The 25141-nt window shown below is 60.7% G+C and carries 25 protein-coding genes; 9 read left to right on the top strand and 16 right to left on the bottom strand.

Going from position 1 to position 25141, the window contains the following annotated elements; genetic code table 11:
• The first annotated feature begins 81 nt into the window (after positions 1 to 81).
• Together KHO07_RS12000 and KHO07_RS11995 are read left to right on the top strand one after the other, a co-directional pair.
• A complete protein-coding gene (locus KHO07_RS12000) occupies positions 82 to 1377 on the top strand; it encodes an OprD family porin (protein WP_150734472.1) in 1296 nt (431 codons plus the stop codon).
• A gap of 222 nt (positions 1378 to 1599) precedes the next feature.
• A complete protein-coding gene (locus KHO07_RS11995) occupies positions 1600 to 2250 on the top strand; it encodes a glycosyltransferase family A protein (RefSeq protein WP_150734473.1) in 651 nt (216 codons plus the stop codon).
• On the opposite strand, the gene KHO07_RS11990 is transcribed toward KHO07_RS11995, so the two are convergent.
• From KHO07_RS11990 to KHO07_RS11920, 15 genes are all read right to left on the bottom strand, one after another.
• The gene (locus tag KHO07_RS11990) at positions 2251 to 2850 is read right to left on the bottom strand and encodes an SAM-dependent methyltransferase (RefSeq protein ID WP_150734474.1); all 600 of its coding nucleotides are present in this window, start codon (positions 2848 to 2850) and stop codon (positions 2251 to 2253) included.
• Complete coding sequence (locus tag KHO07_RS11985; RefSeq protein ID WP_212627303.1) at positions 2847 to 3617, bottom strand: PIG-L family deacetylase; 771 nt, start codon at positions 3615 to 3617, stop codon at positions 2847 to 2849. Before KHO07_RS11985 ends, KHO07_RS11990 begins: the two co-directional genes overlap by 4 nt.
• Entirely contained in the window at positions 3614 to 4552 is a 939-nt protein-coding gene (locus KHO07_RS11980; RefSeq protein WP_244858306.1) for an acyl-CoA dehydrogenase, read from the bottom strand. The genes KHO07_RS11985 and KHO07_RS11980 overlap by 4 nt, the downstream gene beginning before the upstream one ends.
• A gap of 644 nt (positions 4553 to 5196) precedes the next feature.
• Positions 5197 to 5925 carry a DUF72 domain-containing protein gene (locus KHO07_RS11975; protein WP_212627621.1) on the bottom strand — a complete coding sequence of 243 codons (729 nt, stop codon included), beginning with the start codon at positions 5923 to 5925 and terminating at the stop codon, positions 5197 to 5199.
• 2 nt (positions 5926 to 5927) lie between these two features.
• On the bottom strand, positions 5928 to 6929 hold the full coding sequence (cydB, locus tag KHO07_RS11970; RefSeq protein ID WP_212627301.1) for a cytochrome d ubiquinol oxidase subunit II: 1002 nt from the start codon (positions 6927 to 6929) through the stop codon (positions 5928 to 5930).
• Between the two features lie 11 nt (positions 6930 to 6940).
• Positions 6941 to 8317 (bottom strand): cytochrome ubiquinol oxidase subunit I, encoded by a 1377-nt coding sequence (locus KHO07_RS11965; RefSeq protein WP_212627300.1) that lies wholly within the window; start codon positions 8315 to 8317, stop codon positions 6941 to 6943.
• A gap of 46 nt (positions 8318 to 8363) precedes the next feature.
• Positions 8364 to 9605, bottom strand: a complete 1242-nt coding sequence (locus KHO07_RS11960; RefSeq protein WP_212627299.1) for a zinc-dependent alcohol dehydrogenase — start codon at positions 9603 to 9605, stop codon at positions 8364 to 8366.
• A gap of 220 nt (positions 9606 to 9825) precedes the next feature.
• A complete protein-coding gene (locus KHO07_RS11955; protein WP_212627298.1) occupies positions 9826 to 10326 on the bottom strand; it encodes a CinA family protein in 501 nt (166 codons plus the stop codon).
• A gap of 66 nt (positions 10327 to 10392) precedes the next feature.
• The gene (locus KHO07_RS11950; protein WP_212627297.1) at positions 10393 to 10641 is read right to left on the bottom strand and encodes a hypothetical protein; all 249 of its coding nucleotides are present in this window, start codon (positions 10639 to 10641) and stop codon (positions 10393 to 10395) included.
• Between the two features lie 130 nt (positions 10642 to 10771).
• On the bottom strand, positions 10772 to 11590 hold the full coding sequence (locus tag KHO07_RS11945; protein ID WP_212627296.1) for a DUF3618 domain-containing protein: 819 nt from the start codon (positions 11588 to 11590) through the stop codon (positions 10772 to 10774).
• Complete coding sequence (locus KHO07_RS11940) at positions 11587 to 12015, bottom strand: phage holin family protein (RefSeq protein ID WP_212627295.1); 429 nt, start codon at positions 12013 to 12015, stop codon at positions 11587 to 11589. The genes KHO07_RS11945 and KHO07_RS11940 overlap by 4 nt, the downstream gene beginning before the upstream one ends.
• Complete coding sequence (locus KHO07_RS11935; protein WP_212627294.1) at positions 12015 to 12662, bottom strand: hypothetical protein; 648 nt, start codon at positions 12660 to 12662, stop codon at positions 12015 to 12017. The genes KHO07_RS11940 and KHO07_RS11935 overlap by 1 nt, the downstream gene beginning before the upstream one ends.
• Before the next feature lie 183 nt (positions 12663 to 12845).
• Complete coding sequence (gene sulP, locus KHO07_RS11930; protein WP_212627293.1) at positions 12846 to 14609, bottom strand: sulfate permease; 1764 nt, start codon at positions 14607 to 14609, stop codon at positions 12846 to 12848.
• Positions 14610 to 14657: 48 nt separating this feature from the next.
• Entirely contained in the window at positions 14658 to 15476 is an 819-nt protein-coding gene (gene ppk2, locus KHO07_RS11925; RefSeq protein WP_212627292.1) for a polyphosphate kinase 2, read from the bottom strand.
• A gap of 137 nt (positions 15477 to 15613) precedes the next feature.
• Entirely contained in the window at positions 15614 to 16387 is a 774-nt protein-coding gene (locus KHO07_RS11920) for an AraC family transcriptional regulator (protein ID WP_150734479.1), read from the bottom strand.
• A 257-nt stretch (positions 16388 to 16644) separates the two neighbouring features.
• Here KHO07_RS11920 and KHO07_RS11915 point away from each other — a divergent pair, with 257 nt between their 5' ends.
• The 5 genes from KHO07_RS11915 (at position 16645) to KHO07_RS11895 (ending at position 23215) form a co-directional block, all read left to right on the top strand.
• Entirely contained in the window at positions 16645 to 18291 is a 1647-nt protein-coding gene (locus KHO07_RS11915; protein WP_212627291.1) for an APC family permease, read from the top strand.
• Between the two features lie 35 nt (positions 18292 to 18326).
• Positions 18327 to 19253, top strand: coding sequence for a 4-hydroxyproline epimerase (locus KHO07_RS11910; protein WP_150734481.1), 927 nt, complete (start codon positions 18327 to 18329; stop codon positions 19251 to 19253).
• A gap of 76 nt (positions 19254 to 19329) precedes the next feature.
• Entirely contained in the window at positions 19330 to 20277 is a 948-nt protein-coding gene (locus tag KHO07_RS11905) for a dihydrodipicolinate synthase family protein (RefSeq protein ID WP_212627290.1), read from the top strand.
• A 79-nt stretch (positions 20278 to 20356) separates the two neighbouring features.
• Positions 20357 to 21934 (top strand): aldehyde dehydrogenase (NADP(+)), encoded by a 1578-nt coding sequence (locus tag KHO07_RS11900; RefSeq protein WP_150734483.1) that lies wholly within the window; start codon positions 20357 to 20359, stop codon positions 21932 to 21934.
• Positions 21935 to 21937: 3 nt separating this feature from the next.
• Positions 21938 to 23215 (top strand): FAD-dependent oxidoreductase, encoded by a 1278-nt coding sequence (locus tag KHO07_RS11895; RefSeq protein ID WP_212627289.1) that lies wholly within the window; start codon positions 21938 to 21940, stop codon positions 23213 to 23215.
• Between the two features lie 22 nt (positions 23216 to 23237).
• Here KHO07_RS11895 and KHO07_RS11890 read toward each other — a convergent pair whose 3' ends face one another.
• The gene (locus tag KHO07_RS11890; protein WP_212627288.1) at positions 23238 to 23861 is read right to left on the bottom strand and encodes an NIPSNAP family protein; all 624 of its coding nucleotides are present in this window, start codon (positions 23859 to 23861) and stop codon (positions 23238 to 23240) included.
• A 298-nt stretch (positions 23862 to 24159) separates the two neighbouring features.
• Here KHO07_RS11890 and KHO07_RS11885 point away from each other — a divergent pair, with 298 nt between their 5' ends.
• Positions 24160 to 24603 carry a hypothetical protein gene (locus KHO07_RS11885; protein WP_244858288.1) on the top strand — a complete coding sequence of 148 codons (444 nt, stop codon included), beginning with the start codon at positions 24160 to 24162 and terminating at the stop codon, positions 24601 to 24603.
• Positions 24604 to 24692: 89 nt separating this feature from the next.
• Positions 24693 to 24971 (top strand): hypothetical protein, encoded by a 279-nt coding sequence (locus tag KHO07_RS11880; protein ID WP_212627287.1) that lies wholly within the window; start codon positions 24693 to 24695, stop codon positions 24969 to 24971.
• Positions 24972 to 25141 lie beyond the last annotated feature (170 nt).

Raw genomic sequence — 25141 nt, 5'->3', positions numbered from 1 at the left:
GGCCGCTTGCGCCTGAAATTCAGTCGCCCGCAGTAAAAAAAACTCCTGAAAAAAATAATAATTCATAGAGAGACAACCTCCATGCGCCACACCTGCTTTCGCCGTAACGTGCCCGCCCATTACTCATTGATCGGCCTGACCCTGGCACTCAGTGCCGGCTCGGCGGCTGTCGTTCATGCTGATGAAAACAGCGGTTTTATCGAAGGTTCGACGGCCACGCTCAATCTGCGCAACGCCTACATCAATCGCAACTTCGTCAATCCCGCCTACCCGAACAGCGCCACACCGCAGAACAAAGCCGAGGAATGGACACAAAACTTTATCCTCGATGCGCGCTCCGGCTACACGCCCGGTCCAGTAGGGTTTGGCGTTGATGTGTTGGGCCTTTACTCGCAGAAACTCGACGGCGGCAAAGGCACCGCCGGTACGCAACTGTTGCCGGTCCATGATGATGGGCGCCCCGCTGACAACTTCGGACGCTTGGGCGTTGCCGCCAAGGCCAAGGTTTCAAAAACGGTGGTGAAGGTTGGCGAATGGGTCAGTACGCTGCCGATCCTACGTTCCGATGATGGTCGTTCGTTGCCGCAGACCTTTCGTGGCGCGCAGATCACCTCCCAGGAAATCGGTGGGCTGACGTTGTACGGCGGTCAAATCAGGCAGAACAGCCCGCGCAATGACGCCAGCATGGAAGACATGTCCATGAACGGCAAAGCGGCGTTCACGTCCGATCGATTCAACTTCGGTGGCGGTGAATACACCTTCAACGACAAGCGCACGACGGTCGGGCTGTGGTACGACGAACTCAAGGACATCTATCAGCAACAGTACTTCAGCCTGAGCCACAGCCAACCTGTGGGTGACTGGACATTCGGTGCAAACATGGGCTTTTTCACCGGCAAGGAAGATGGCGCCCATCTGGCCGGCGACATGGACAACAAGACCGCCTTCGGCTTGTTCTCGGCAAAACTGGGCGGCAACACCTTTTATGTCGGCCTGCAGAAGCTCACCGGCGATACCGCTTGGATGCGGGTCAACGGCGCCAGTGGCGGCACCTTGGCGAACGACAGTTACAACTCCAGTTTCGATAACGCCCAGGAGCGGTCGTGGCAGGTACGTCACGATTTCAACTTCGTCACCGTCGGCGTTCCTGGCCTGACCCTGATGAATCGCTACTTGAGTGGTGACAACGTCCACACCGGCGCTATCACGGACGGCAAGGAATGGGGGCGCGAATCGGAACTGGCTTATGTCGTTCAATCGGGCGCCTTGAAAAACCTGTCGGTCAAATGGCGCAACTCCAGTATGCGCAGAGACTTCAACAAGAACGAATTCGATGAAAACCGACTCTTCGTCAGCTATCCGATTTCCTTGTTGTAAGGCGGTTCCTCGCAGGACAACAGAAGGTTCCATCCCGCCGATACAGCGCTGTGGATTATCGGTGTGCGTGAAGGCGGTAGAACAGGCTGACCATGTCGCACAGCACCGGCCTCGCGCCGGTGTTGTGCTTTTCCTCCACAGGTTTATTGCAACCAAACGCCCTGCGCATCGGTCGACATCGAAAAGCCGGCTATTGGGTGCAGGCGTTATGGAGGCCTTCAAATGATTGGAGTCGTTGTCCCGGTGCACAATGAAGAGCGGCTTTTGAACCAATGCATCGAGTCACTGCTGGAGGCAGCGCTTCACCAGGGCCTTGACGATGAAGAGGTAAAGATCCTGATCGTGCTGGACGATTGCACGGACACGTCGTTGGACATCGCCCGGTCCTATGGGGTGATGACATTGACCTGCACCCACCGCAACGTCGGAAAAGCCCGGGCGCACGGTGCCGAGCATCTGCTGGGGGTGGACGCACGATGGCTGGCGTTCACCGATGCCGATACGGTGGTTCCCGGTACCTGGCTCGCCGATCAAGTTCGCTTCAATGTGGATGCCGTGTGTGGGCTGGTCGAGGTCAGCGACTGGTCGGAACATCCGCATGGGGTGCGGGAGCGTTACCACGCCCATTACCGCACCCTCGACGGCCATCGCCATATCCATGGGGCGAATCTTGGCGTTTCTTCGGCGGCTTATCGCAGGGCGGGCGGATTCAAGGCCTTGGCTGCCCACGAAGATGTGCAACTGGTTTCCGATCTGGAGCGCAGCGGTGCGAACATCCTGTGGACGGCCAGCAACCGGGTGACCACCAGCGCGCGTAAAAACAGCCGTTGTCGTGAAGGTTTTGCCGACTATCTGCAGTCGTTGGCCCAGTAGCTATTGGCAGGTTTCAGCGAGATCAATCGAAGTGGGTTGTCGGCTCCAGTACTCGAGCAGAAAATCCTTGTCCTCATGGCGCACCAGACGGTGCAAATGCAGGTTTTCCGCCAGCGCGGCGTGAACCTCATGGCCATCCTGCGAGCATCCCTCAATGGGATGCAGCCAATGACAGGCCAGCACGCCGCCTTCAGGGCCGAGACTCAGCAACGTGTTCTCGATCACCTGCTGCCAGGCCTTGGCATCCAGGAAGTAGCCGACCTCACTCAAGACGATCAGATCAAACGTGCCCTGCGGCCAATCTTCGGGAATGCGTGCCTGCTCGACACGGACATGGGGCAAGTGACTCAATCGCCCACGCGCAAGCGTGACGGCCTTTTCGATGATGTCCTGGCACAGCAGCGATTCACTGCGCCCGGCCAGTAGCGCACTGAACTCACCGTTAGCGCAGGCGGGTTCATAAACCCGCTGATATCGCTGGCGCGGCAGACTTGCCAGCATCAATTCACGTTTGCGCTTTTCGTACCAGCGGGTGCGGAAAGACCAGGGGTCATCACTGGCGTTGAACATCTGCTGAAAATAGTCAGGCGATACGCTCATATAAACACCAGTTCAAAGGGCTGCAACAGTCGTTCGAGGGTTTCTCGATCCAGCACCGCCGAGGCCCGGTCATCGCGGCTGATCTGCGAGACGTGGGCGTTGATCGCCTGGCGCTTTTGCGCCAATACGGCTGCATCGAGCATCAACTTGCGGGCGCGCGCCCAGGGAATTCTCGGATCTTGCGGTCGTGCCCAGTGCCAGGCCCAGACCGGGACTTCGATCAAGCAGGCATGGCGCTGTGATGCCGCGAAAGCCGCGGCCCTACCGGTCGCTTCATGATCGCAGTGCCCATCCGATCGCCAGGTGGTCACTACACGGTCACCGGGCTGTATCAATGCCAGCAGCCGCTCGACCAACTGCGGCTCATGCCCCGGCACAGCGCTGTCCGGCAGCCCCAAGCGCTGCCAGTTCAAGGCATTGCCATCGAGCCCCAATCGGTCGAGCGCGCGGGTGCTTTCCAGCGGGCGCTGTTCACGCAATCGTGAAACTGGCCACTCCCGGGAACCAGGATGACTCGCTTCGCCATCGGTCACCGCGACCATCACCACGTCGGCCTCCCTGCCCTTCATCCCGGCCAGGATGCCAGAGCAGCCGAGGACTTCATCGTCAGGGTGCGGCGCGACGACAACCACACGCCGTCCCTCTGGGATCAGTTGTTGATGGGAGAGGGTTTGCACGTCCGCCAGCGCCGGGCAGGCCTGCCATTCGGCCAGCGCGGTGCCCTTCCCCCGGATAAGGTTTTCAGCCTCAGGCGTTTCATCGCTCACAGCAGCCACCCATCAGCCGGTTGCGCAACGATCAGTTCACCCAGTGCCGCGAGATCTTTCTGCCCATGACTTTGCCGGACGAACACCGGCAAATCCGCAGCAAGCCTGGCGAAGTGAGCATCGCGACAGAACGGCGTAGCACCCAGCGCACGCCCCACCTGCTCAAGCACTACATTAACGGTGGTTTCCACTTGGGCGCGTAATCGCCGGACAGGTATTTGCGCCGAGGCCCGGGGATTGGCATCGATCCACATCGCCGTGGCCCGCATGCATGCCGCGGCGCTGCACAGCGCTGCATCGACGGCGCCAAGGTGCGCGGCGGCATGCGCGTCGTGATGGGGCTGGCGACAATGTTCGCGAAGGTAACCGGCCAGTGCACACGCCGCGCCATACCAACAGGCGGCTATCCCTCCACCGCCCTGCCAAAACCCGGGCCGATCCACATACTGGCCGGGCATCCCGACACAACGTCCCAACGCACCTTTGAACGCCACATCAACGCTGGCCGTACCGGCCATGCCAACTGCCTGCCAGGCATCGTCCATTCTGCTGATGGTGGATTGCCGCAAATCCACGGCGACCAGTTGCGGTCGATGCTGTTCATCCCAGGTCGTGAGCAACGCCCAGTCAAGCATTGGCGCGCCGGAACACCAGGCTTTGCGCCCGTGCAAATACACGCGGTCGCCTTGACGATCCATGATATTGACCCGGGCGAAATGCGGTTCGGCGGCCCAAGTGCCCCAGACGCCGGCAGGCATGGGGTCGTCGGGTTCAAGCTCGGCCATGATGGCCATCGCATCAGTGTGGCCTTCGAATAATTTGACCAACGCCAGATCGCTTGCGGCTACGGCGGCCAGCGTCCGCCATCGCTCCAGCGTCAGGCCTTGTCCGGGCATCGGCAGGGAGGCGAATCCGCTGTCGATGAGTTTCTGCATGAGCTGTGGCAGCTCGGTGTCCGGTGATGAACTCACGGGTCGGGCTGCGAACCTGGTCAGCAGATTTTGTAAGTTTGCGGCGTTGCTCATCGCCGACGCTCCCTGGTGGACGGCTGAATACGGGGGTTGCCGAGCAACTGGCGAAAGGCAGGATATGAACGCGCGTCGAAGTGCTCTTGATGATCAGAGGCAGGCGCCTTGCAGGAGTTCACTGAACCTGCGGGAAGTCTCGCTGAGCAGAGATTTCAGAGCGGCTGAGCAGCCAGACTCAGTCTGCAACCAATAAGGCTTGATGCATTTCAATGGACGGTGTTGCGCCGTCTGCACGCTGGCTATTGAGCCAGGCCCGGGTTTTGTTCACATCGAAAATCTGGCCGTGCTCCATCAACGCCAAAATCAGTTCGTCAGCGATCCTGTAGCGACCACAGTCCGGACAATCCCTCTCCTCCCACGGGCCGGGGCATTGAATGCGCTCTGCGGCCCTCACACAAATAAGACAATTCATCGCGTTCACCCTTTTTTATAATGTTGACTCGGCGTCGGGTCGGCAGGTGCGTTGCCCCATGCGAAGAGGCGTGTGATGGGTCGACCGGGTCAGGTGAGAATAGTTCGCAACGTTGACGTTTTCAGTGCAAACAGGTCGGTCAGTGATCGATAAGTGTCGACAGTGCCAATGCATTGCTCAGCGCTGCACCGCTGGCAGTGTTGTCGAACAGGCACCAAACGATGGCACCCGCGGCAGCCGCAACCCGCAGATTCTTCGCGAGGCTCTTCAGATAGGTCAGTTCATAGGCACTGTAGTAAATGCGCGGTGAACCGTGCAGTCGCCAATACTGCACGTTCTGTGCACCCGCAGGAGATGAGTCAGTGCAGATTCGCGATGGATCGACTGCGGCCTGGCTGATCCGGTATTCCATCAACAAAGCACCCGCATCCACCCACGACGGGTGCCGGGGTTCAAGTATCACGGCGCCGGAATATCGCTCTTTCAGCGTTGAGAAAAAGCTTTCAGCCACGGCTTCGTCGAACGCCAGTGACGGCGGCAGTTGTACCAGCAAACCACCCAGTTGCTCACCCAATCCAGAACACTGTTCGATGAACTCGTCGAGCAACTGCTCGCCATTCGCCAGGCGCCCTTCGTGGGTGATTCGCTTAGGGATCTTTACGCTGAATCGGAACGCGTTCGGCACGGATTCCGCCCACCGCACGTAAGTCTGACGACGGTGCGGTCGATAGAACGAGCTGTTGATTTCAACGCCATTCAATTGCGCGCCGTAGCGTTGCAGATGTGTCCCCTGCGCTGGAAATGCGGACGCCTGTTCGCGACCAACAGTCCAGCCCGCACAGCCTATGTAAATCGGCAGAGGGTTCATCATCAATCTCGAACGGGGTGAATTTTGCCGCTAAAGACTTTGAAGCCGTAGGTGTTGTAGATGAGTGTGACCGGTATCAACACAGCGAAGCCCACCAGCATGAATTTTTGGCTGGCAGGGCTGGAGGCGGCAGCTTGCAAGGTCAGGTCGGGTGGGACAATCAACGGGTACATGGCGATCATCATCAAGGCGAATGCCAACACGAAGAGGCCCAATGCGGCAGACAGCGGCAGGAAATCCCAGCGGCCTCGCCAGCTCAGGGAGAAGCCAATGATCAGGGTGAGGAACAGAGCAGCCGCCGGCCCCCAGACTAATGGCTGCGACAGACGCTGGGCATATCGAGTATCCAGTGTCGTTGTCCAGGCAACCAGCACTGCCAGCAGTACCACCGTAACGATCCCCAGGACCTGGGCCTGCAAGCGTGATCGTCGTTGCAACTCGGTTTCAGTGCGCCAATACAGCCAGCAAGCACCCAGCCACGTATAGCCAGTGACCAGAACGGCGCCGCAAAACAGGGGGAAGAGCCCTGACCATTCCCGGCCGTTTCCGGTGTACTGCCCGTCATGATTGGGTATGCCTTGCATGAGCGCACCCAGCACAACGCCTTGCGCCGCGCCGGTCAGCAGCGACCCCCACAGCAGCAAGCCATCAATACAGCGTTTGAATACATCGTTAAGCGCGTAGTCACGAAACTCCAACGCCACCGCACGCAGGATCAACGCCAGAAACATCACGATAAAGGGCAGATAAAGCGCCGGGAGCAAGATCGCGTAGGCCATCGGAAATAATGCCAGCAGGCCGCCTCCCCCCAATGCCAGCCAGGTCTCATTGGCATCCCAGATCGGCAGGATGGTCACTGCCATGGCCCGCCGTTGCCGGGCACAACGGGTGACCCCCAGCAGTACCCCGACGCCAAGGTCGGTCCCGTCGAGAATCACATAGTTCAAGACCGAGAACGCCAAGGCCCCTGCCGCCAGCAATGTTATCCAGTCAATGCCTGACATGGCGCGCCTCCTCAGGAATCACCGGTCTCATCCGCCAGCGTTGGCTGCGGCCCGGGTTGGTCTTCATGGGCAGGCTCGCGCAGGATTCGTAGAAGAACCCAAAGCCCGATGCCGAAGATCAGCAGATAAAACAACAAAATCGACCCTGTGGACGCGACCACCTGTTGATGCGATACCGGCGACAAACTGTCAGCCGTGCGCAGCAGACCGTAGACGGTGAACGGTTGGCGCCCCACCTCAGTCACTACCCAGCCACTGAGCATGGCCACAAAGCCGGCCGGCGCCAATCCCACGCAGCTGCGCATCATCCAGCGCGCATCGAACAGCCTTTGTCGTCGCCGCAGCACCCAGCTCACCACGCCCTGCCCCGCCATTAACAGACCCAGCCCGACCATGAAACGGAAGGCGAAAAAAACGATCGGTACCGGCGGGATGTCCTGTGGCGGAAACTCATCCAGGGCGACGATGGTGCCCGTCAGGTTGTAATGCAGGTACAGCGAGCCTAATCGTGGAATCGCCCATTCCCAGTGGTTACGCCTTTCGTCCATATCGGGCACCGCAAACAAGCGCATGGGCTCGCCTGCGCCTTCAGGTGGACGCGTCCAGGAACCTTCGATGGCAGCCACTTTCTGTGGCTGCACCGTGAGGCTGTGCTCAGCGTGGAAGTGACCGACAACGATTTGCGCTGGGGTGAGCACGAGAATCGTCCACAGTGCCATGGAATATTGCAGGCGAGCTCGCGGGTTATGCGGTGCCCTCAACAGTTGCCAGGCACTGGCTCCGGCGATCAGCGTGGCCGTGCCGAGCATCGCCGCCAATATCATGTGCACCAGTCGATACGGAAACGACGGGTTGAAGATGATTGCCCACCAATCCCGGGCAATGAAACGGCCATCGATACCGATGGCGTAACCGGCAGGTGTTTGCATCCAGGAGTTGGCCGACAGGATCCAGAAGGCGCTGATCAACGAGCCGCACGCCACCGCACAGGTCGCGAAGAAGTGCACACGAGGGCCGACCTTCTTCATCCCGAAGAGCATGATCCCGAGAAAACCCGCCTCCAGAAAAAACGCGGCCAGCACTTCGTAAAACATCAGAGGGCCAAGGATATCGCCTGCCTGCGTAGCAAGACGCGCCCAGTTGAGTCCGAATTGATATTCCAGTATCAACCCCGACGCGGTACCCACCGCCACCGTGAGGGCAAATATCTTCAACCAGTAGTGATAGACATCCAGATAAATGGATCTTCCACGCCACAACCACAGGCCTTCGAGCACCATGAGAAAATGGGCCAGGCCGATGGTGAATGCAGCCAGCACGATATGAAAGCTGATGGTGATCGAGAACTGCATACGCGCAGCCAGAAGCGCCGACTCAGTGGCTTCCATGACAGACACTCATGTTGAGCAATGTGACAACAACACACCTGAGCCTCTACAAGCTCGGCACCCCACGGTCAGCGAAAACCAGGCCCGGTTCAATCGTCTCGGTCAACGGTTCCACAGGCGCACCCGGGATCAGGATGACCTTGCGGCAATCTTCCTGCCGCTTGTCGAAAATCTCGTAGCCTTGGGCTACCTGCTCCAGGGACATGCGGTGCGTGACAATTTCTTCAGGACGCAAATGACCCAACTCGATGTGTTCAAGGAGTTCAGGCAGATAGCGTTGCACGTGGGTCTGGCCCATTTTGAAAGTGAGTCCTTTATCGAACGCATCACCGAACAGAAAGCCATGGATGAACCCCGCATAGACCCCCGGCACACTCACCACACCACCGCGCCTGACAGCGGCGATGCACTGGCGCAGCGCTTTACCGCTGCTGCCTTCAAGCTTGAGGGTCGCCAGGACCGTTTCAGTGGTGCTGCCCTTGGCTTCGAACCCCACGGCATCGATCACCGCGTCCACGCCGCGCATGCCGGGTGTCTGGCGAATCAGGGTGTCGGCCGGGTCGTCATCGTCATCGAAATTGATGGGGATCACCCCGTAGGTTTTCTGCGCATACGCCAGTCGGTAATCATGGTGATCAATCATGAAGATTTGATTGGCACCGAGCATTCGCGCGCACGCCGCGCTCAACAACCCGACAGGCCCGGCGCCAAAAATCGCCAGGCTCGACCCCTGGCCAATTTGCGCATTGAGCACTGCCTGCCAGGCAGTGGGAAGAATGTCCGATAGAAAAAGTACCTTCTCATCCGCCAGCATGCCAGGCACTTTGAATGGCCCGGTATTGGCTTTCGGCACCCTGACCAGTTCGGCCTGACCACCGGGAATCCCCCCGTACAACCGGCTATAGCCAAAGAGTGCGGCGCCGGGCGGAATGGATTTCTTATTGAGGTTGGCACCACGTCCGTCGTTGGTGGTTTCGCAGGCGGCGTAGAGCTCCTGCTGGCAAAAGAAACAGTCGCCACAGGCGATAACGAACGGAATGACCACACGATCCCCGCGCTGCACCTGGGTTACCGATCGTCCGACATCTTCAACGATGCCCATGAACTCGTGGCCGAAAATATCGCCGTGCTCAACCGTGGGAATCTTGCCTCGATACAGGTGCAGATCTGAACCGCAAATTGCCGTAGCTGTAACACGCAAGATAATGTCGTCAGGTTGCTCAATGATCGGGTCTGGAACGGTTTCGATCTTGACCTTGTGGGCGCCGTGATAAGTCATTGCTCGCATGTCGGTATTCCTCAGCTAAGGCAGGGATTCCTTTGAATAGGGGCAATGCGCGGCGAGCAACGGTTCCGTCGCCAAGGATTGCAACCGATCAGTGGTTGTCGAAGAGGAAAAATCTATGCTTCAGCAAATCGGCAACACCGCTTTCCAGCCGTGGCTCAGTTTTCTCGCGCGATGATTGAGCTCTTTCCATTACGTTCAATGATCGCGAACTTTTCAGTCTTCAACTTTGATCGCCCATCAACTGGCGACGATGAAAATGCGGCAGCCATTGCAAGGCGTACTCGGTAGCGTCCGATTGCACCTGACAGCGAGTACCGAAAAACCGGTGCTCGTGACTGAACACGCAATGCTCCCCACTGGCCTGAAAAGCCCAGGCAAAACAGATGGTGCCGGCGGGTATGCCGTCGACATCCTCCGGTCCTAGAATCCCGGTCGTGGCCACTGCAACATTGGCGGTGCTGTCACGCAGGGCGCCTATCGCCATCTCCCTGGCGACCTCCACGCTCGTCAGATTGAACGTAGCGATGGTGCGCGGGCTGACGTGCAACACGCGCTGCTTAGCCTGTGGCGAATACACCACATAACCGCATTCGATGAACTCGCCGCTGCCTTCCACCTCCGACAACAGTGTCACAATTTTCCCGGCAGTACAGGATTCCGCCGTTGTCAACACCAAGGCGTTATCACGCAGGTATTCAACGGTATCGTCAGCAATGGACATCAGCATTACTCACAAAGCGATTGCTCGGTGGACAGGTAACGGCGCCGAACATTCCTGAAGAAACCTTCAATGGTAATCCTCCCCCGCAACTGCCCGCAGATACGCCTGATCAGCCTCTCTGCGCAAATCCCGCCATTCATGCCAGGTCACGATACCCAAGCGATCCATCTCATCGGACTGACGCAACAGTTCATCATGGTAGGCATCTGGACAATCCATGCGCAGCCTCTTGTTTTCCAGCGCACGATGCCAGGCGTCCAGTGCCCGCAGTCGCAACTCTTGAACCGGCGTCAGCAGATCTTTGAAGGCATTCATCTCGCTAGCCCATAGAGGATATTTCTTTGTGGAGCCGAGGACTTCGCCATTGGTTCACACCATCTGACGATGTCGCCGGCACGCAAACGGGGAGGCCCAAACGCAGGCCTCCCCCCTTTTACAGCGACAGTCAGGACGTGCCCAATCCCCTGGAAAGATCCGCCGATGTGCCGGACGCGCTGGGCGGCCGGGATTCCGCCCTGGCCTCCGACTCCGTTTGATCGGTGGTCTTGGTGACGGTATCGCGCACCGCTTCATAGCCTTCCTGGGCTTGCTGCTTCACCTTGTCGACCAGGCCCGCACTGGTACGTCCCATGTATCGCTGCTCGGTCGCGGTGGTCGGCAATGCCGCACCGATCATCGCGCCCAGGGCGATGCCCGCCGCTGCCACCATCAGCGGTTGCTCCTTGAGTAAATGACTGAACTGTTGCCCCAACACCTGGGTATTGCGCGCCAGGCGATCGCTCGCGTCGTGCATGGCGTGGCTGAGGTGTTCGGTGGCAGCGCCGACGTTGTCACTCATGTGGGCAGCCTTGCCTTTGAGGGACTGGTAACCGTCCTTCAAGGTATCAGCGGTCTGATGCATATGCTCACGGGCGCTGTCGAAGCCCTCCGCGACATCATCGGCCCAATCACCCAGCTGATCCGGCCCCGTGCGATAGGCCGGCCGCGCGACGGGAGGGCGATTCTGGCTCATCATCATCCACAACAAGCCCACTGAGGTGAGCACCACAGGAACAGGATTGTTACGCACACTGGTGCCGAGGTTGCTGAGGAAGGTCGAGCCGTTGTTCTGCATCATGCCCCACGCCTGGTCGATGATCTGCCCGGGGGTGAACTTGCTTTCCAGGCGATCGACGATATTGCCGATGCTGGCGCGCTGCGCATCGATTTCACGCTCGATTTGCTCGGGGCTTTTTTCCGATTCCATCTCCAATTCGCTTTTCATGACACTTTCCTCCGCAGCGCTTCCTGATCTTTACTCAAGGCGTCCAGAGTCCGGTCAGGCTTGAAGTGGGACGGCTCGAATTGTTTTTTCCCCGACTGCAGCATGGCGAAGCCGATGATCATCACCACCACGCCAACGATCAACGCCGCCAGCCAGGGTGCCATGAACAGGCTCAAGCCGTAGACCACGGACATCAACAGGATGATGAAACCCGCCAGCAGCACAATGGCGCCGCCTGCCACCCCGGCGATGCCGGCCTTGAGGGTGGTCAGGCTGGCTTGAAGTTCGGCTTTGGCCAACGCAAGTTCCTTGGTGAACAACGCGGGGACTTCGCGGGACAACTGCCTGAGCAGGCCGACCATCGAAGCGTCATCCGTCTGGGTCACCGGTCTAGCGCCCGGCAAGTCAGAATCGTCTCTGTTCATCACAATTCTCCTTTGACGTTTGGCGAAGCAGTTGTCGATGCCCCGGCGAAGTCCGTTGGATGGTCATGCACATCGGACGAAGCCGGTGTGATGCCGGTAGCGAGCCCCGGTGAAGCATCGAAATGAGGCGCAGAAGTCTCATAGGGGCGCTGGACGCCAAAACCACCGGCTGGCGGTGTTGACGTACCTGCCGCCGGGTCGTGGTCGGCGCGCGCGGTCATGGCCGCCGAACTGCCTGCCTTGAGGAACCGTGACAGGCCAAAGCCCAGTGCAATGCTGCCGGCAATGAACAGCGCAGGGTTACTGCGAGCCAGATCAGCGCCGTCATGCAGCAGCTGTTCGGCACTTTTGCCGCGCAGATTTCCCGCCAGCCCACTCATGGACTCCGCCATGTCGGTGAGATAGTCGGACATGCCCAGCGTGTCTTTTTCCTCCAGCCCGGAGACGAAACCTTTCGCGCCCTGAGCCAAGGCTTCGATCTGGTCAGCCGCCGTATCGCGGTATTGTCCGAACTGTTCGTCGGCTTGCTGCCTCGCGCCACCGAGCGCTTCGGTGACGTCCTCCTTTAAATGTTGAAACCCTTGCTCCGGTTTGCCGCTCTCTGGATTGCCTGTTCCGGCTCCAGCCCTGCTGTCTGAAGTGTTCATGTCGTCCCTCGCCTTCCTAGATCGAAAACGCGTCGTTGGGACTACGCAGCTGAATTGCCCTGAGCCCCTCATAGCAAGGGACGGAGGAGCTCCGTCGGGAGTTCAACGTGGTTGATGAGCGAGGCGCAGAATTTTTCGCAGGCTGAAACGAGGGCGCACTTTGGCGCGTCATGACAAGACGATTTATCCGTTACCGTACTGTTGCAGATAGCTGTCGACCGCATCGTCTATCGTTGGGAAAAACGCCGCCTCCCCCAGCAACGTGTACAACCCGAACCGCTTGAGCTTGTCCTTGACCGGATCTTTCATTTCGGCCACGCACAACTCGATGCCCGCTGCGCGCAGGGTTTCGTCCAGTTCGGCGAGCATGTCGGCCGAGGTCACATCGACACTCGTGACCGGTTCTGCGGCGATGACCAGCCAGCGCACCGGCGTTGGCGAGGCCGCCAGGGCGTCGATCACCCGGTCATGGAACAGTTCGGCGTTGGCGAAAAACAAGGAGGCATCCCAGCGAAACAGCACCAGACCGGGAATCAGGCGCGCGTCGGGATAGCGCTGGGTATCGTGAAAGCCCTTGACCCCTTGCGCCTGCCCCAGCACGGCGGAATACGGACGCCAGCCATCCCACAGGAACTCAATGACCGCGATCAGGATGGCCAGGCCAATGCCTTCGATTGCGCCAAACACGGCGACGCCAACGGTGCAGACGATCGACAACCAGAACTCCCAGCGCTGCATGCGATAGATGCGTCGCAGGTCAGTGATTTCGATCAGGCCAATGGCCGATGCGATGACCACCGCAGCCAGGGCGCTGTTGGGCAAGTCGCGCAGCAGGTCGGGAGCCAGCACCAACAACAGCGCAACGGCCAACGCGCCGACCACACCGGTCATTTGGGTTTTCGCGCCGGCGGCTTCGGCCACGGGCGTGCGCGATGAACTGCTGCTGATGGCAAACCCCTGGAAGAAACCGGCGGCCAGGTTGGCGACACCCAGGCCAACCATTTCCTGGTTCGGGTCAACGTAGGTCCGGGTCCGCGCCGCGTACACGCGAGACAGCACGCTGGTGTCGGCAAAGGAAACCAGCGCCACGGCGCACCCGCCGATCAGCACGGGGACGATGTCGGCGCGGGTGATCCAGGGAATGGCGAAACCCGGCAAGCCTTGTGGGAGAGAGCCGAGCACCGAGACCCCGGCGTTTGCCGCCAGATCCAGTACGGCCACGGCGACCGTTGCGGCAACCACGGCAATCAAGATGCCCGGCACGCGCTTATGGCCCTTGAGCAGCAGGATAACCACCAGCGTGGCAGCACCGACCGCAAAGGTGATCCAGTTGGTTTTGCCCGCCATGATCGATGTCGCGATCTCCCACAGACTTCTCAACGGGCCTTCGGATTCGATTTTGAAGCCGAAGAGCTTGGGTACCTGGCTGATCAGGACCGTCAGGGCGATCCCGTTCATGTAGCCGTAGCGGATCGGTTTGGACAGAAGCTCGGTCACGAACCCCAAACGGGCAATGCCGGCCAGCACGCACACCGCCCCCGAGACAATGGCCATCGCCGCCGCCAGCGCAATGGCCCGCTGCGGATCACCTCCGGACAGCGGCAAGACAACGGCAAGGATAACCGCCGCCAGTGACGAGTCGGGACCCAGCACCAGAATCCGGCTGGGACCGAACAGCGCATAGGCCAGCAGCGGAACGATGGTCGCGTACAGGCCATAAATACCCGGCACCCCCGAGGCCACGGCGTAGGCGATGCCGACGGGCACCAGCATCGTGGTCAACACCAGGCCGGCAACCAGGTCGTGGCGCAACCATGACAGGTGATAGCCACGCAGCGTGCGCAGCCCGGGAAACCAGCGACTCCAGCCAGACTGATCGCCTGCCGCGTCCCTGCGTGCGATCCGGCCCGGTTCCGGGTCGGAAGGCGAAGCATCCGAATGGCTCATAGGACAGTGGCCCCTTTCTGTGAGTCGCAGGTTCGCTGACGGTAACGGTCAGAATTTCTCGGCGATGCGCTTGAGTGGGTAATCGGGTTCCCGATAGCCGCCTGGCTTCTGCCGCTTGGGCAGCACCACCTTCTCGCGGGGCACGTCCTTATAGGGGATGCGACTGAGCAAATCGCTGATGATGTTGAGCCGCGCGCGACGCTTGTCATTGGAGTTGGCCACGAGCCACGGCGCGTGATCGGAGTCGGTCGCTGCGAACATGTCGTCACGGGCTCGCGAGTAGTCAAACCAGCGGCTGTATGACTTGAGGTCCATGGGTGTCAGTTTCCAGATTTTGCGCCCGTCCTTGATTCGCGCTTCGAGGCGGCGGGTCTGTTCTTCGGGGCTGACTTCGAGCCAGTACTTGAGCAGGATGACCCCGGAGTCGACGATGGCGCGCTCCACATGAGGGACTGACTTGAGGAAGGTGTCCACCTGTTCCTGGGTGCAGAAGTTCATCACGCGCTCGACGCCCGCGCGGTTGTACCAACTGCGATCGAAGATCACCACCTCGCCCGCCGCCGGCAGGTGTGGCAAATAGCGCTGGACATACATTTGGCTTTTTTCACGCTCGCTCGGCGCAGGCAACGCCACCACGCGAAAGACCCGGGGGCTGACCCGTTCGGTGATGGCCTTGATCGTCCCGCCCTTGCCCGCGCCGTCGCGCCCTTCGAACACGATGCAGACCTTGATGCCGTGCTCTTTCACCCACTCCTGAAGCTTGACCATCTCGACGTGCAACCGGCGCAGCTGTTCCAGATAGTCCTTGTTCTTCAACTTCAGGTCTTCTGTGGAACCCTTCGCCGCTTTTTTCTTATCCTTTGCCATGACCAAGACCTCAAAATTGCCAGTGACTGACGTTAGGCAGCCCGTTGCTGGAGACTCGACTCGCACACTAACCGCGTGAGTCTAGTCCAAGGTCAAACGCTCGACATGGCAAGTCAGGAGAGAAATCCCGGCCCTCTTCAACCGCCCGTTGCCTGCCGATACTGGCGCGGGGTAAAACCGGTCAGCGCCTTGAACTGGCGGGTGAAAGCACTGTGGTCGGTGTAGCCGCACTGCAAGGCGACATCGGTGATCGGCATATCGGTGTGGAGCAGACGGTGCGCGTGTTCCAGGCGCACTTTCTGGATCATCTGGCGCGGCGTCAGGTGGAACACGCGCTTGCAGTACCGTTCCAGCTGCGCCACCGAAATGCCGGCGATACGCGTCAGCTCGCCCAGGCTGACGCGACGGTGAAAATGGGTGCGGATGTGTTCGTCTACCGCTGCCAGGCGCTGGTATGCCGGATGGGTGTCGCTGGCCGATTGCAGGTCAACCGAAATGCCCACCAGGCCCATGATTTCACCCTGGCGGTTGTACAGTGGCCGTTTGTGCGTGAGGCACCAACCGGGCTCGCGACTGCCGTACAGATGCAGCTCGAGCTGGTCTTCCAGGACAAGACCCTGCTCCAGCACCCGTCGATCCTGTTCGGTATAGCCAGGCCCCAATTGCTCGGGAAAAACCTCGGCGCTGGTTCTACCCAGCAACGGTTGCAACTGCTTGAGGCCGCAGCGCTGCACCAGCGTTTGATTGGCCATGACGTAACGTGCCTGAACATCCTTGATGAAGATCGCGGCGTTGGGGATGACGTCCAGCATCGGTAGCACAAGCGCCACGCCTGCCAGCAATTGCTCCATGGTTTCAGGGCGATGCTGCTCGTTGGCCTGGCACAGGATCGCAAAGGCGTTCTGCGTCATGAGTCTCTCTCCCTCGGTCCGGATCGACGAAAGTCCGGCAGCTTGCCCCAAGGCCGGAGCGCTGTCGAGACGGGATCGGCGCCACGGATCCGCGTTCGGCATTGTGCCGATTTCGTCATCGCGACTTGCACAAACCATCAATCGCACCCGCCCCGGCGAGTTCAATCTATCGCCATTGCTGCCTTCGGCGACACCGGCGACAGCGTTATCAGTGACATCACACCTGCCTATCCAATAACCCACAAGAAGGCGACCCTATGTCAGGCAACGGCAAGTTCAAAAAACAACTTTCATTGATAGACCTTACGTTTATCGGGCTGGGGGCCATCTTCGGTTCCGGCTGGCTGTTCGCAGCCAGTCACGTTTCCGCGATTGCGGGGCCGGCCGGGATCTTTTCCTGGCTGCTGGGCGGTTTTGCGGTATTGCTGCTGGGCATCGTCTACTGCGAATTGGGCGCGGCACTGCCCCGTGCCGGCGGCGTAGTTCGCTACCCGGTTTATTCCCACGGCCCGTTGCTCGGTTACTTGATGGGCTTCATCACCCTGATCGCCTTCTCCAGCCTGGTCGCGATTGAAGTGGTCGCCTCGCGCCAATACGCCGCCGCCTGGTTTCCCGAGCTGACCAAGACCGGTTCCAGCGACCCTACGGTGCTGGGCTGGCTCGTGCAATTTGGCCTGCTCTGCCTGTTCTTCCTGCTCAACTATCGCAGCGTGAAAACCTTCGCCAAGGCCAACAACCTGGTCAGCGTGTTCAAGTTCATCGTGCCGCTGCTGGTGATCGGCGTGCTGTTCACGTTCTTCAAACCGGCGAACTTCCAGGCTCAGGGCTTTGCGCCATTCGGCCTGTCCGGCGTCGAGATGGCGGTGTCTGCCGGCGGCATCATTTTCGCTTACCTGGGGCTGACACCGATCATCTCGGTGGCCAGCGAAGTGAAGAACCCGCAACGCACCATCCCGATTGCGCTGATCCTTTCCGTGCTGCTGTCGACGGCAATTTATGTCCTGCTGCAAGTGGCATTCCTCGGCGGCGTGCCGACTGAAATGCTCGCCAACGGTTGGGCCGGTGTGACCAAGGAACTGGCACTGCCTTACCGCGACATTGCCCTGGCACTGGGTGTCGGCTGGCTGGCTTATCTGGTGGTCGCCGACGCGGTGATCTCCCCAAGCGGGTGCGGCAACATCTACATGAACGCCACGCCACGGGTGATCTACGGCTGGGCGCAAACCGGTACCTTCTTCAAAGTCTTTACCCGCATTGACGAAAAATCCGGTATCCCGCGCCCGGCGCTGTGGCTGACCTTCGCCCTGTCGGTGTTCTGGACCCTGCCCTTCCCGTCCTGGGAAGCCCTGATCAACGTCGTCTCCGCCGCCTTGGTACTGAGCTATGCCGTGGCGCCGGTGACCGTGGCCGCCCTGCGGCGCAACGCCCCGGACATGCCGCGCCCGTTCCGGGTCAAGTGGATGTGCGTTCTCGGTCCGGTGTCGTTCGTCATCGCCTCGCTGATCGTCTACTGGTCCGGCTGGAACACCGTGTCCTGGCTGCTCGGCCTGCAAATCCTGATGTTCGTGATTTATCTGCTGTGTGCTCGCTTCGTGCCGACCCAACACCTGAGCCTGGCCCAGCAGGTGCGCTCATCGGCATGGCTGATCGGTTTCTACGCGGTGACCATCGTCTTGTCGTGGCTCGGCAGCTTCGGCGGCCTGGGTGTCCTCACCCATCCTTTTGACACGCTGGTCGTCGCCGCTTGCGCCATGGGCATCTACTGCTGGGGCGCAGCAACCGGTGTGCCGGCACATCTGGTTCGACTGGACGCCGAGGATGGTGAAAACGAATCCGACGTGCCACGCACCAGCACCGCTGCCGGCCCGCGCCCGATCGGCGCATCCATCCAGACATCTCGCTGATTCAGGCACCTGGTGCCCCTCTCATTGGACGGTATATGAAACAGGTACACATCATCGATTCCCACACCGGCGGCGAGCCCACTCGCCTAATAATGAAAGGCTTTCCGCAGTTGGCGGGCAGCACCATGGCCGAGAAGCGCGATGCCCTGCGCGACCAGCATGACCAATGGCGTCGGGCCTGCCTGCTGGAACCCCGTGGCAACGACGTGCTGGTCGGTGCGCTGTACTGCGAACCGGTATCACCGGATGCCGCGTGCGGTGTGATTTTCTTCAACAACGCCGGCTATCTTGGCATGTGCGGTCACGGCACCATTGGCCTGGTCAACTCGTTGCAGCACCTGGGGCTGATCGGCCCTGGCGAGCACAAGATCGACACGCCGGTCGGCCCGGTCAACGCCACGTTGCATGCTGACGGCAACGTCACGCTGCGTAACGTCCCGGCTTACCGCTACCGCCAGCAGGTGCCCGTGGACGTGCCTGGCCATGGCCGTGTCTTGGGTGATATCGCCTGGGGCGGCAACTGGTTTTTCCTGGTGTCCGACCATGGCAAAACGTTGCAGATGGACAACGTCGAAGCCCTGACCGAATACACCTGGGCGATGCTCAAGGCCCTCGAAGCGCAAGGCATTCATGGCGAAGACGGCGCGCTGATCGACCATGTCGAACTGTTCGCCGACGACGATCAGGCCGACAGCCGCAACTTCGTCATGTGCCCGGGCAAAGCCTATGACCGTTCGCCCTGCGGCACCGGCACCAGCGCCAAACTCGCCTGCCTGGCGGCCGACGGGAAACTCGCCGCCGGTGAGCGCTGGGTCCAGGCCAGCATCACCGGCAGCCGGTTTGTCGGCAGCTATGAATGGGAAGGCGAACGCGTGCGCCCATCCATCACCGGCCGCGCCTACATGACCGCTGACGCCACGCTGCTGATCGACGAACAGGATCCCTTTGCGTGGGGCATTTGAGCCCCGCGCCGGATGCCGCCCTCGCGGCGCCTACACCCTCAACAGAGCTGAATGAACGCTTCAAGGAGTTACAACAATGAGCGACAACATTTTCACTGGCTGCATGCCTGCACTGATGACCCCATGCACCGCTGAGCGCAAACCGGACTTCGACGCACTGGTGGCCAAGGGTCGCGAGCTGATCGACATCGGCATGAGCGCCGTCGTGTACTGCGGTTCCATGGGTGACTGGCCGTTGCTGACCGAAGCCGAGCGTCAGGAAGGCGTGGCACGCCTGGTTGCCGCCGGCATCCCGACCATCGTCGGCACCGGGGCGGTCAACAGCCGCGAAGCCGTGTCCCACGCGGCCCACGCCGCCAAAGTCGGCGCCCATGGCCTGATGGTCATTCCGCGCGTGCTGTCCCGTGGCGCTTCGGCTACCGCGCAAAAAGCGCACTTTGCGGCAATTCTCAAGGCGGCGCCGGGGTTGCCGGCAGTGATCTACAACAGCCCTTACTACGGCTTCGCGACCCGCGCGGACCTGTTCTTCGAACTGCGTCGCGAGTACCCGAACCTGATCGGCTTCAAGGAATTCGGCGGTGCCGCCGACCTGCGCTACGCCGCTGAACACATCACCTCCCAGGACAACGACGTAACCTTGATGGTCGGTGTCGACACCCAAGTGGTGCACGGCTTCGTCAACTGCAACGCCACCGGCGCAATTACCGGTATCGGCAATGCGCTGCCGCGCGAAGTGCTGCAACTGGTGGCCCTGAGCAAGCAAGCCGCCAAAGGCGACGCCAAGGCCCGCCGTCAGGCTCGGGAACTGGAAGCGGCCCTGGCGGTGCTGTCGTCCTTCGACGAAGGCTGCGACCTGGTGCTCTATTACAAACACCTGATGGTGCTCAACGGCGACAAGGAATACGCCCTGCACTTCAACCCAACCGATGCCCTCAGCGATGCCCAGCGTCGTTACGCCGAGAACCAGTACGCGTTGTTCCGCCAGTGGTACGAGCACTGGTCGGCCGAACAGAACGTCGCCTGACGTTCTGTTCGCCTGCACGGCGGCGCGCCGGTCGCGCCGCTTTTATTTTCGTCCCCTCCTCTTTTTTTCAGGAAATGCCATGACTCTCACAGGCAACATGCTGATCGGTCAGCAAGCAATCACCGGTCGCCGTGAAGCGATTCGGGCGATCAATCCAGCCACCGACCTGCCGCTGGAGCCGGCCTACCTCGGCGGCAGCGGCGAGCATGTCGAACAGGCGTGCGCGTTGGCATGGGCAGCCTTCGACCGTTATCGCGAGACCTCACTGGCGACCCGCGCCGAATTCCTCGAAACCATTGCCGCTGAAATCGAAGCCCTGGGTGATGAGTTGATCGATCGCGCCGTGGCCGAAACAGGTCTGCCGCGTGCGCGCATCCTGGGTGAACGTGGCCGCACCTGCCAGCAACTGCGCACCTTTGCCCGCACCGTGCGCGCCGGAGAATGGCTGGACGTGCGGGTCGACGCGGCATTGCCGGAACGCCAGCCGCTGCCACGCGCGGACCTGCGTCAGCGCCAGATAGCGCTGGGGCCGGTAGCCGTATTTGGCGCGAGCAATTTTCCGCTGGCCTTCTCGGTGGCCGGTGGTGATACCGCTTCGGCATTGGCCGCCGGTTGCCCGGTCGTGGTCAAGGCCCATAGTGCGCACCCGGGCACCAGCGAACTGGTCGGCCGCGCCGTGGCCCGTGCGGTGCAGAAGTCCGCGCTGCCAGAAGGCGTGTTCTCGTTACTGTTCGGCTCCGGCCGCGAAGTCGGCATCGCCCTGGTCAGCGACCCGCGAATCAAAGCCGTGGGCTTCACTGGCTCGCGCAGCGGCGGGATGGCCTTGATCAACGCGGCTCAGGCGCGCCTTGAGCCGATTCCGGTCTACGCGGAAATGAGTTCGATCAATCCGGTCCTGCTATTTCCCGCGGCCCTCGAAGCGCGTGGCGAGGCACTGGCGCAGGGCTTCGTCGCCTCGCTGACCCAGGGTGCCGGTCAGTTCTGCACCAATCCCGGCCTGGTGATGGCTCGCCAAGGCCCGGCCCTGGACGCTTTCATCAAGGCTGCAGCAAACCTCGTGCAGCGCAGCCCGGCCCAGACCATGCTCACCCCCGGTATCTTCAGCGCGTATGAAAACGGCGTCGAAACGCTGGCTGAAAATACCCACGCGCAAACCGTGGCCGTCGGCCCGCGCGGCGAAACGCCGAACCAGTGCCAGGCACACCTGTTCGTCACCCAGGCAGCGGATTTTCTGGCGAATGCCGCGTTGCAGGCGGAAATGTTCGGTGCGGCTTCGCTGATTGTGCAATGCGCCAGCGACGATGAAATCCGCCAGGTCACCGAGCATCTGGAAGGCCAATTGACCGCCACCCTGCACCTCGATGATGCCGACCTGGAAAGTGCCAGGGCCTTGCTGCCGGTGCTTGAGCGCAAGGCCGGCCGCCTGCTGGTCAACGGCTGGCCGACCGGTGTCGAAGTGTGCGATGCGATGGTCCATGGCGGGCCTTTCCCGGCCACTTCCGATGCACGCACGACGTCCGTCGGCACCGCTGCGATCCTGCGTTTCCTGCGGCCGGTGTGCTACCAGGATTTCCCGGACACCTTGCTGCCCGCCGCCCTCCAGCACGGCAATCCTCTGCAGTTGCGGCGTCTGCTCGACGGCCAGAGAGAGGCCTAGGACATGTCCAACGAATCCACTGCCAACAATCGCCACGACATAACCGTCATCGGCGCGGGAATCATCGGCGTCGCCTGCGCGCTGCAACTGGCGCGCCTGGGGCTGCGGGTGACGGTCGTCGACCAGCAGGAGCCCGGCCATGGTGCCTCGTTCGGCAATGCCGGGCATCTGGCGACCGAGCAGGTGTTTCCCATCGCGGATTTGTCGATCCTGAAACGCTTGCCTGCCATGCTCATGGACCCGATGGGGCCGTTGCGCCTGGACTGGAAGTACATGCCGCGCGCCCTGCCGTGGTTTGCCCGGCTACTGTTGAACCTGCGTCCGGCGCCATTCCAGCGCACGGTGGCCGGCATACGCGCGCTCAATGAAAGCAGCCTCGGCGCGTGGCAACGGCTGTTGCAGACGATCGTCCGTCCCGACCTGCTCAAGGAGGACGGTTCGTTGCTGGTGTTCGAACGCGCCGATTCGCAACCGGCGATTGAAGCGCTGCAGGCGCGCATGCGCCAGCAACAGGTGCCGGTCGAGCGCTGGCAGGCCAACGCCGTGCGCGATGCCGCACCGCAACTGAGCGAACACCTGCAGGGGGGATTGTTCTTCGAGCGCACCGGGCATTTCCTCGACCCTTTTCGCGTGGTCTGCGAACTGATCCACGCAGCTAAAGCCAGTGGTGTGCAATTTCTCAAGCGCCGGGTGCAGGACGGACATCTGGATGCTGGGGGGGTGTCGCTGATCACCGATCAGGGAGAGCTGAGCAGCCACCGGGTCCTGATCGCCTGCGGCGCCCACTCAGCGCCGCTCACCCAGAGGCTGACCGGTAAAAAGGTGCCACTGGACACCGAGCGCGGTTATCACCTGATGCTGCCTCACGAGCATGAGCGATTGCCGTTCGCCGTCACTTCGCTGGAGCGCAAGTTCATCATGACGCCGATGACCGACGGGCTGCGGCTGGCCGGCACCGTCGAGTTCGCCGGCCTCGACAGCCCGCCGAGCATGGAGCGCGCATGGCAGTTGCACCGCCTGAGCAAAGGCCTGTTCCGTCGTGACCTGAACGCTGAGGCGGCGACGCCGTGGATGGGTTTTCGCCCGTCCCTGCCGGACTCGCTGCCGATTATCGACAGCGCGTGCAACGGCAAGGTACTGCTCGCCTTCGGGCACCAGCATCTGGGGTTGACGCAGGCAGCGGTCACCGCGGAACTGATCGCCCAATTGGCCTCACCGGCGAGCATTTTCCAGAGCCATGGATTACCGACGATTGCGGCTTACAGGCTGGATCGATTTTGAGCCAACGCCGTAGAACGCCGCTTCACTGCAACGGCGAAAACTTCGCCGGCAGATAAATCGTCGAGCACATGTCCTGCAGTTGCGGGCCGGAGTTTTCCGGTGGCCAGACGCCGTCGGCGACGGCTTGGGTGCGCACTTGCAGGCGCTGTTCAAGGGTCGTCCATGGCCAGATGTGCAAGTAGCGCGGCAGCGAGCCGTCGGTGGCGTAAAAGGCCGCATACACCGGTGAATACGGTTCGGCGGTGCGTGCTTCGATGGTTTTGCGCCAACCGTCGAGGGTCGGTTGCAGGCCGCTGCTGATCAGGTCGTACACCCGCAGCTCGTAGAACGGGCCGTGCTGACCGGCACTCAGGGGCTCAAGGAAGGGAAACAGGCTGTAGTTTTCAATGCGCAAATCGGTGATGTACGCACCGATGCCAAACACGTCGCCCGCCAGCAGAAACCGCTCGCGCTCCGCTTGCCTGAGGTTTTCGTCGGCAAAACCGCGCAGCACGGCGATCTGGTTCAGCTTGCCCAGTTCCGAAGCCCAGCACCCCATCAGCTTGCCGCCCACCTCTGGCTGTGCCAACGCGAACTCGATACGCGTCAGGGCGTCCGCCACCGTGCGTACGCGCACCGTAAAAGTGATCAATTCAAAAAAACGCATAACCCACTCCGGCAATTGTCAGCCATCGACGGCTTCCCATTACGCCAGCCTATGTCAGCGCCCGGATCCGGGGTATTGAGGCAAATCCCCTTGATCACGGGATTTGCCGCATTACGCTAGGTAATACCCTTATCACAAGGAGGGTGCATAGTGAGGCGCCCTCCTCTCGTCGCACGTCCAACCGGTAAAGAATGTATCGAGCAAACTGGATGCGGGGTCTGCTACGCTTTTTTATCCTTGAATGGAGTCAGCCAATGATGGCGAAAGACTGTTTCGCGGCGCACACGCGGGGTGAGATATGAAAAGCAAAGTGCTGGGTGCCGCCCTGACCCTTTTCGTTGTGGGTGCCGGAATCTATGGGCTGAACCGCTGGGAGCAGGTCGAAAGCCAGCGCCAGGCAGCGGTGTGCCTGGCAAATCAGGAGCATCTCAAAGACCTGAAAACCCAGGCACGGGCCATGACCGCCGGTCTGTCGGTCGAAGGCTATGCCGAGGCGGAAAAAGCCGAGGCCGGCAAACTGGTTCGAGCGCTGGACACCGCCCGCAATGAAGCGGAGGTCAATGCGGTGATCGACGAACATTCGGCCGTCATCGAAGCGCAGATCGTTGCCGAAGATGCGGAAGTGAAATCCAAAGGCGACCAACCGTTCCTGGGTCAAGAGCTGAAAAAACAGCGCATCACCACGGACATCAAGCAGGAACTCAATCGGGCCGAAAAAGCGGTCGCCGACGCTTGTAATTAGTCGCTGATAACCGCTGGTCAGCCGCTCAGCACCTTCCCGTCTCCCGCTATTCCAACGTTGTACATCCCCTCCTGTGGAAGACTCGAATCATGAATCGTAAAGCCGCTGTATTCCTGCTTGCGAGCCTGATGTCGACCGGCTCGCTTTTCGCCTTCGCCGCTGAAACAGCCAGCTCTGGCTCCGCTGTTCCTCCTGCCGCCCTGCCGGGCGTCAACCATGCTCAAGGCGCTGAATCCAACGCGGACAAGGCCGACAAAAAGGGCGAAGAGGCATCGGGCTCCAACTCCGGGGCGGATACAAGTGCCGCCGAAAAAGATGCCGCGACATCGAGCGGCTCGCCAGACGAAGTCAAAGAGCCGAAGCAGTAACAGCAGGTCTGCCAACACCGCTACTCCCTTCCACGACGCCGTTCTGGCGTCGTATCCGTTATGTGCGTGACGCTGACGCAGTCGGCGCCCGTTGCACTGTGTTATCGGTTCAGCCGATGCGAACCTGCGAATTATCGATTTGTGCAGTTGATGCCTGGCCGCGAGCATGG

The organism is Pseudomonas sp. PP3, from assembly GCF_905336995.1.
Taxonomy (GTDB): Bacteria; Pseudomonadota; Gammaproteobacteria; order Pseudomonadales; family Pseudomonadaceae; genus Aquipseudomonas; species Aquipseudomonas reinekei.
The sequence above is the reverse complement of the archived record's forward strand: the minus strand, read 5'-3'. Positions and strand labels throughout refer to the sequence as shown.

What these genes read in the sequence shown, in the direction of transcription:
- KHO07_RS12000 (WP_150734472.1), top strand. Translation starts at nt 82, where the DNA reads ATGCGCCACACCTGCTTTCGCCGTAACGTGCCCGCCCATTACTCATTG.
- KHO07_RS11995 (WP_150734473.1), top strand. Translation starts at nt 1,600, where the DNA reads ATGATTGGAGTCGTTGTCCCGGTGCACAATGAAGAGCGGCTTTTGAAC.
- KHO07_RS11990 (WP_150734474.1), bottom strand. Translation starts at nt 2,850, where the DNA reads ATGAGCGTATCGCCTGACTATTTTCAGCAGATGTTCAACGCCAGTGAT.
- KHO07_RS11980 (WP_244858306.1), bottom strand. Translation starts at nt 4,552, where the DNA reads ATGCAGAAACTCATCGACAGCGGATTCGCCTCCCTGCCGATGCCCGGA.
- KHO07_RS11975 (WP_212627621.1), bottom strand. Translation starts at nt 5,925, where the DNA reads ATGAACCCTCTGCCGATTTACATAGGCTGTGCGGGCTGGACTGTTGGT.
- cydB (WP_212627301.1), bottom strand. Translation starts at nt 6,929, where the DNA reads ATGTCAGGCATTGACTGGATAACATTGCTGGCGGCAGGGGCCTTGGCG.
- KHO07_RS11965 (WP_212627300.1), bottom strand. Translation starts at nt 8,317, where the DNA reads ATGGAAGCCACTGAGTCGGCGCTTCTGGCTGCGCGTATGCAGTTCTCG.
- KHO07_RS11960 (WP_212627299.1), bottom strand. Translation starts at nt 9,605, where the DNA reads ATGCGAGCAATGACTTATCACGGCGCCCACAAGGTCAAGATCGAAACC.
- KHO07_RS11955 (WP_212627298.1), bottom strand. Translation starts at nt 10,326, where the DNA reads ATGTCCATTGCTGACGATACCGTTGAATACCTGCGTGATAACGCCTTG.
- KHO07_RS11950 (WP_212627297.1), bottom strand. Translation starts at nt 10,641, where the DNA reads ATGAATGCCTTCAAAGATCTGCTGACGCCGGTTCAAGAGTTGCGACTG.
- KHO07_RS11945 (WP_212627296.1), bottom strand. Translation starts at nt 11,590, where the DNA reads ATGAAAAGCGAATTGGAGATGGAATCGGAAAAAAGCCCCGAGCAAATC.
- KHO07_RS11940 (WP_212627295.1), bottom strand. Translation starts at nt 12,015, where the DNA reads ATGAACAGAGACGATTCTGACTTGCCGGGCGCTAGACCGGTGACCCAG.
- KHO07_RS11935 (WP_212627294.1), bottom strand. Translation starts at nt 12,662, where the DNA reads ATGAACACTTCAGACAGCAGGGCTGGAGCCGGAACAGGCAATCCAGAG.
- sulP (WP_212627293.1), bottom strand. Translation starts at nt 14,609, where the DNA reads ATGAGCCATTCGGATGCTTCGCCTTCCGACCCGGAACCGGGCCGGATC.
- ppk2 (WP_212627292.1), bottom strand. Translation starts at nt 15,476, where the DNA reads ATGGCAAAGGATAAGAAAAAAGCGGCGAAGGGTTCCACAGAAGACCTG.
- KHO07_RS11920 (WP_150734479.1), bottom strand. Translation starts at nt 16,387, where the DNA reads ATGACGCAGAACGCCTTTGCGATCCTGTGCCAGGCCAACGAGCAGCAT.
- KHO07_RS11915 (WP_212627291.1), top strand. Translation starts at nt 16,645, where the DNA reads ATGTCAGGCAACGGCAAGTTCAAAAAACAACTTTCATTGATAGACCTT.
- KHO07_RS11910 (WP_150734481.1), top strand. Translation starts at nt 18,327, where the DNA reads ATGAAACAGGTACACATCATCGATTCCCACACCGGCGGCGAGCCCACT.
- KHO07_RS11905 (WP_212627290.1), top strand. Translation starts at nt 19,330, where the DNA reads ATGAGCGACAACATTTTCACTGGCTGCATGCCTGCACTGATGACCCCA.
- KHO07_RS11900 (WP_150734483.1), top strand. Translation starts at nt 20,357, where the DNA reads ATGACTCTCACAGGCAACATGCTGATCGGTCAGCAAGCAATCACCGGT.
- KHO07_RS11895 (WP_212627289.1), top strand. Translation starts at nt 21,938, where the DNA reads ATGTCCAACGAATCCACTGCCAACAATCGCCACGACATAACCGTCATC.
- KHO07_RS11890 (WP_212627288.1), bottom strand. Translation starts at nt 23,861, where the DNA reads ATGCGTTTTTTTGAATTGATCACTTTTACGGTGCGCGTACGCACGGTG.
- KHO07_RS11885 (WP_244858288.1), top strand. Translation starts at nt 24,160, where the DNA reads ATGAAAAGCAAAGTGCTGGGTGCCGCCCTGACCCTTTTCGTTGTGGGT.
- KHO07_RS11880 (WP_212627287.1), top strand. Translation starts at nt 24,693, where the DNA reads ATGAATCGTAAAGCCGCTGTATTCCTGCTTGCGAGCCTGATGTCGACC.